Here is a 5,291-nt window from a genome sequence, read left to right as displayed (position 1 = left end):
CACCGCGCATCGGCGCTATGGGCAGCGTTACGGGCCGCTGGCGGGCTCCCCACCCAAAAACCACAGTGGAATGCGCCCGCCCAGGCCTTGGCGGCCGCATTGGGGTGAGTCAGAGCAGAAGGAATTTTTCAGGTCCGACTATGTATTCCCCGGTGCTTCGGGCACGGCCCGCAGCAAGGAAGGCGCCGAGGCAAAGGGTGGCACCCTTGAAAAGATGGCCGTTGCACGCGCCCTCTCCCGGTTGACCGAGCGCACCCTAGAGACTGGAGGCCGGAAGCTGCGCCCCCACGACTTGCGCCGCACATTCCGCACCCTTCTGTCCCGGATTGGGGTTGCGCCCCACGTCGCCGAGCTTTGCCTGAACCACCAAGAGAAAGAGACCATGCGCCGGGTCTATGACGGGCACGACTACACAGCCGAGATGGCAGACGCATGGGACAGGGCTGGAGCACACATCCAAGCCATTCGCGAAGGCTCCGCCCAGGTTGTCTCGATTGCCACCCTTCGGGCCTGAACATACACACACACGATGGCAAAGAAAACGATTGGCCTCCCGCCGCTTGAGTTCGGGCTACTCGCCAGCGAGGAGCAGAAGCAAGCCGTGATTGCCGAAAGGGTCAAAGAGGAAGACCGCCGAATGGTCGCCCTGGCAGAGCGAATGGGAATTCCCGATGGCCCGCACCGTTGGTACTTCCTGGCGCTGGAACTGGCAAGGCTCCACGTACCCGAATTGATGCCCCCTAAAGAGGGAGGAAGGCCACGGACTTGGGGTGAGTTTGAGCTGGCCGTTCTTGCTGTCGAGGTCGAGCGAGAGCGCAAAACGAGCACGCCCCCCAAGACCATCCTCGCGGCCACCGCAGCCCTGGCAAAGCGCAAACCTTGGCGCGACTTGCTGAACCCATGGGCACCTGGCCCAGAGCACGACGAAAACCCAAGCGAGGCGATCCGCTACCAGTACGGCATTGCCCGAAAACTCAAGTTCACCAAAGCGATGCGCGAGGCGTTCAAGTTCCACGAAGCCACTGGCGAGTTGCACAAGTGGGACGCCTTCGTACGGATGGTGAAGAAAGAAACCTAGTCAGAGGTTTTCTCGCAGGCCAAGTAGAGGTCGTGAATCCGGGGATGGCCCCAGACACACCAGAAAGCCTCTACAAATGCCGCGACTTCTTCGCCTTGAACCCGTGCTGGCCCACACCGGCCAGACCCGCAGCCCCTTCTATGCCTGCATCGCCGCAGGCACGATGACCCGCCCCGTAAAGCTGGGCGCCCGAGCAGCCGCTTGGCCCTCTGACGAAGTGGAAGCCATCGTCCAGGCCCGCATTGCCGGCGCCAAGGATGCTGACTTGCGCAAGCTCGTAGACAAGCTACACGCGCAACGCAAAGGGGGCCTGCAATGAGCCCCGCAAAGAACGAAGCCCAGACCGTTGGCGCGGTGCTGGGCTTCAGTGGTCTTACTTCAAACGAACAGTCGCATTCTCACAGCCCCGAGGGCACATGCCAAGAGCTCACCCTTGGCGCCTTTCTTGGGCCTGCCAACGAACGACAGGCCCGAGTGCTGGCCGAGCTGATGGGAGGGCGACGACTGACGAACAACGATGTTCGCTCGATTGCCGGTGCCTTGAACGGCCCACACATCATTCAGGGCTTGCGAGAGCAGGGCCTTAGTCCGACTGCAGACCTTTGCACCGAGTGGATCAAGTGTCGCGACCGCGATGGGCACGCGGTGCGATACGGGGTCTATTTCCTGACCCCCACAGGCCACGCCAAGGCAAGGCCCTGGAGTCGAAGCCAGAGGTTCACGGCATGAGCGGCTTCAGCAAGAGCAAGAAGTCGCCCGTGACTGTGCGCGGGCCTTGGTTCGCCATGCCCCTGGAGTTCCTTCGCTCCCGCACCTTTGCCGGCTTGTCGTTGCACGCTTCGAAGTTGCTCCTAGACCTGTGCTCGCAACTCGGGCCCAACTCTCGGCGCAATGGCGACCTGTGCGCCTCCCGCACTGTGTTGGAGCCAAGGGGCTGGACTAGCGAAACGACCCTGGCAGCTTCGCTTGCGGAGTTGAAGAGCGCCGGTCTTCTGTGCGTGACGCGACAAGGCAACAAGCGCAGAGCCAGCCTATACGCCGTGACGCTCTGGCCGATGGACTGCGACTTTTCCAAGCTGGACACAGGCCCCGGCTGTTACAGCACGAAGGATTGGGAAGAGGTCAGTCCCGGCGCAAACCAACCGCCCAGCGTGGATCGGCCAGCAAGGTGGGCGCAGCCGCGCAAAAACGAAAACGCTCCTCCCATGGCGGGTAGTCCCCCCCGTGTTAAGTCACCACCACGGGAGCAGCCGAAACCTACTTCGCAAGCTATTACCGCCACCGTGGGAGCTAAAGGCCCGAAATCGAGTCTGAATGCGCATTCCACTGATCGCGGACACCCATTCCAGACTGATCGCGGACAGCATTCCAGACGATCGCGGACACCCTGGGCGGGGTGCCTGAGTGACGGCCCGGATGGTAGGGCAACTGTCCGCGATCAATTTGGAACACTGTCCGCGATCAGCGTGGAACGGGGCCTGCCGGGTTGTCCACGCGGCGCCTTGGCGCCGGGTGGACAACCCGGTGCCGAAGGCGGTTTGGATGCCTTCGGTGGGGGCTGCAGCAGCCTTGTCCACGGCGGCGGCGTCGCCTGCGACGAACAGCCGCCGCGGTGGGCAAGGCGGGGCCGCAGCGGTACTCGGCCGGCGTGCCTGGGTTGCCGTCAGGCTGGGTGCTTCGCCCGGCGCAGCGACTCACCCTTCAGCGCCAGGGTGTGCGAGCCGTGCAGCAGCCGGTCCATGATGGCGTCGGCGATGGTGGGCTCGTTGAGCCACTGATGCCAGGCGCTGGTCGGCAACTGGCTTGTGATCAGCGTGCTGCGGCTGCCCACCCGGTCGTCGAGCAGTTCCAGCAAATCCTGGCGCTCCTGGGCGGCGATGGGCGCGATGGCCAGGTCGTCCAGCACCAGGACATCCAGCCGCGCCAGTTGCGCCAGGCGGCGGCCGAAGCTGCCGTCGCCATGGGCCACCTGCAACTCCTGCAGCAGCCTGGTGGCGCGGGTGTACAGCACGCTGAAGCCCTGGCGCGCGGCCTGCTGAGCCAGCGCACACCCCAGCCAGGTCTTGCCGCAACCGGTGGCACCCGTGATGAGCACGTTGCGGCCATGGCGGATCCAGTCGCCGCCGGCCAGCGCCGTGATCAGGTGGCGGTCCAGCCCACGGCCGGCACGCCAGTCGATGTCCTCCACGCAGGCGCTGCTGACCTTCAGCTTGGCCGCCTTCAGCAGCCGCGCCACGCGCTTGCCGTCGCGCCAGTCCAGCTCGCGCTGCACCAGCAGCGCCAGGCGTTGTTCGAAGCTCAGCGACTCAGCAGCAGCTTGCGTGCCCGTGTCGGTCAGCGCGGCGATCATGCCGTCCAGGCGCAGGCCGCGCAGTTGGTCCAGGGTGTGTTGTTGCAGCATGGCGGTGTTGTCGTGGTCCGGGGTGGTGGTGGTGCCGGGGTTGGGGCGGTGGGTCATTGCGGTGGCCATCAGTGGTGCCCGTAGTAGCCGGGGCCGCGCACGTTGTCGTGGGCCGGCATCGGCGCGGTCGTGCCGACATCCCCGCCCAGGAGGCTGCTGCCCTGCCGGTCCAGGCCGCAGGCCAGGATCGACTTGACGCTGCGGTAGTGGGGCGCGCGGATGGACTGCGCGCGGGCGCAGGCGGCTTCCAGACGCTCGTTGCCGTACTCCCGGGCCAGCCGCATCAGCCCCAGACAGGAGCGGTAGCCCTGCTCGGGGTGCGCACGGTGCGCCATCTGCCAGCGCACCACGCCAGCGGTGGCTGCGCCGATGCGCTCACCCCAGCTGATGAGCTTGGTCGGCGTCCACTGCGCCTGCGCCCGGTGCGACACCGGCATGTGCTCAGCCACCGTTGTGAAGCCGCCCGCCTTGGCGCTGCGGGCATGCGCGGCAACGCGCTGGCGGCGCAGCAGCACTTCCAGCGTGCTGGCCGTGATGCGCAGCTCCACCGCCGCGCCGACGTGCTGGTGCGGCACGCTGTAGTAGTGGCCCTCGAAGGCGACGTGGTAGTCGATGTTCACGCGCGCGGGCTTGAACTGCGCCAGCACCATGGCGGTGGCCGGCAGCGGCTTCAGGGCCGGCGCGTCCAGTGCGGCGAAGGCCTGGGCCCTGCAACCGGGCAGCTTCTTGAAGGGGCGCTGGTTGAGGTCGGCCAGCAGCTGGGCAATGGCGCGGTTCAACTCCGCCAGGCTGAAGAAGCGCCGGTTGCGCAGCCGCGCCAGGATCCAGCGCTCCACGACCTGCACGCCGACTTCGACCTTGGCCTTGTCCTGCGGTCGGCCCGGGCGTGCGGGCAGCACGGCCACCGCGTAGTGCTCAGCGAGCTCCTGCATCAGCCGCGCGGTGGCAGGCTCGTAGGCGTCGGGGTTGGCAATCAGCGCGCGGGGCTGGTCGGGCACCAGCAGCCGGGGCACGCCGCCGATGAAGGCGAGCGTGTCGATGATGGCCCCCACCCAGTCGGCGGCCTTCTGCTGCCAGGTGGCGCAGGCGTAGGTGTAGTTCGATGCCCCCAGCACGGCCACGAAGACCTGGGCGCGGCGGATCTCCCCCGTCGCGGCATCGACCACCGGCACGGTCTGGCCGGCGTAGTCCACGAACAGGCGCTCACCGCCAGGGTGGACCTGGCGCATCGAGCGCTTCAGCCGCTTGGCCCAGGCACGGTACTTCTCGCAGTACGCGCTGTAGCGGTAGGCCTGCTGGCCGACACCGGCACGGTACTCCTCCCAAAGCAGTTGCAGCGTGACGCCGGGGCGCTTGAGTTCCTGGTGCAGCGCGGCGTAGTCGGGTTCAGCCCGGGTGGTGCTGCGCGGGCGCGGCGGCGGATACAGCCTGGCCTGCAGTTCGTCGTCGCTCAGGGTACTGGCCAGCGGCCAGTCCACGCCGGCGTCACGCGCATACAGCGCGATCTCGCTGATGGTGGTCTTGCTGACGCCCAGGGCGGCGGCTACCTGCCGCAGACTCAGGCCGGCGTCGCCGGCCAGCAGTTGAAGTGCTTGTCTGATCTTGCTCATGAGGACCCTTGGTGTGGGCATCGCCTCTCCCGGCCAAAAAGCCGGGCAGCCTATGCCTCGTTGGGTCACTCAGGACACCCGCCGGTGTCCGCGATCAGGATGGAACGCTGTCCGCCTTCAGCGTGGAACGGTGTCCGCCATCACGGTGGAATGCTGTCCGCCATCACAGCGGAATGGTGTCCGGGATGGCGTGGAATACGCA

General features: G+C 66.5%; 5 protein-coding genes. 3 read left to right on the top strand and 2 right to left on the bottom strand.

The window, feature by feature from the left end; translation table 11 throughout:
- The 3 genes from O9335_RS04290 to O9335_RS04280 all read left to right on the top strand — a co-directional run.
- The coding region (locus O9335_RS04290; protein ID WP_298384050.1) for a tyrosine-type recombinase/integrase at nt 1-514 on the top strand (514 nt) is incomplete at its 5' end.
- 15 nt (nt 515-529) lie between these two features.
- Nucleotides 530-1,078, top strand: a complete 549-nt coding sequence (locus tag O9335_RS04285; protein WP_298384048.1) for a hypothetical protein — start codon at nt 530-532, stop codon at nt 1,076-1,078.
- Between the two features lie 76 nt (nt 1,079-1,154).
- A complete protein-coding gene (locus O9335_RS04280) occupies nt 1,155-1,397 on the top strand; it encodes an AlpA family transcriptional regulator (RefSeq protein WP_298384045.1) in 243 nt (80 codons plus the stop codon).
- Between the two features lie 1,344 nt (nt 1,398-2,741).
- On the opposite strand, the gene istB is transcribed toward O9335_RS04280, so the two are convergent.
- Together istB and istA are read right to left on the bottom strand one after the other, a co-directional pair.
- Entirely contained in the window at nt 2,742-3,479 is a 738-nt protein-coding gene (istB, locus tag O9335_RS04275) for an IS21-like element helper ATPase IstB (protein ID WP_298384053.1), read from the bottom strand.
- Between the two features lie 68 nt (nt 3,480-3,547).
- Entirely contained in the window at nt 3,548-5,110 is a 1,563-nt protein-coding gene (gene istA, locus O9335_RS04270; protein WP_298384042.1) for an IS21 family transposase, read from the bottom strand.
- Nucleotides 5,111-5,291: the final 181 nt, after the last annotated feature.

This window comes from Inhella sp. (assembly GCF_027532025.1).
Taxonomy (GTDB): Bacteria; Pseudomonadota; Gammaproteobacteria; order Burkholderiales; family Burkholderiaceae_C; genus Inhella.
Note: the sequence above shows the minus strand (reverse complement) of the source record. Positions and strands in the feature narration are given on the sequence as shown.

Bases quoted from the DNA above. Each gene is read 5' to 3' on its own strand.
- O9335_RS04285 (WP_298384048.1), top strand. From the start codon at position 530: ATGGCAAAGAAAACGATTGGCCTCCCGCCGCTTGAGTTCGGGCTACTC.
- O9335_RS04280 (WP_298384045.1), top strand. From the start codon at position 1,155: ATGCCGCGACTTCTTCGCCTTGAACCCGTGCTGGCCCACACCGGCCAG.
- istB (WP_298384053.1), bottom strand. From the start codon at position 3,479: ATGCTGCAACAACACACCCTGGACCAACTGCGCGGCCTGCGCCTGGAC.
- istA (WP_298384042.1), bottom strand. From the start codon at position 5,110: ATGCCCACACCAAGGGTCCTCATGAGCAAGATCAGACAAGCACTTCAA.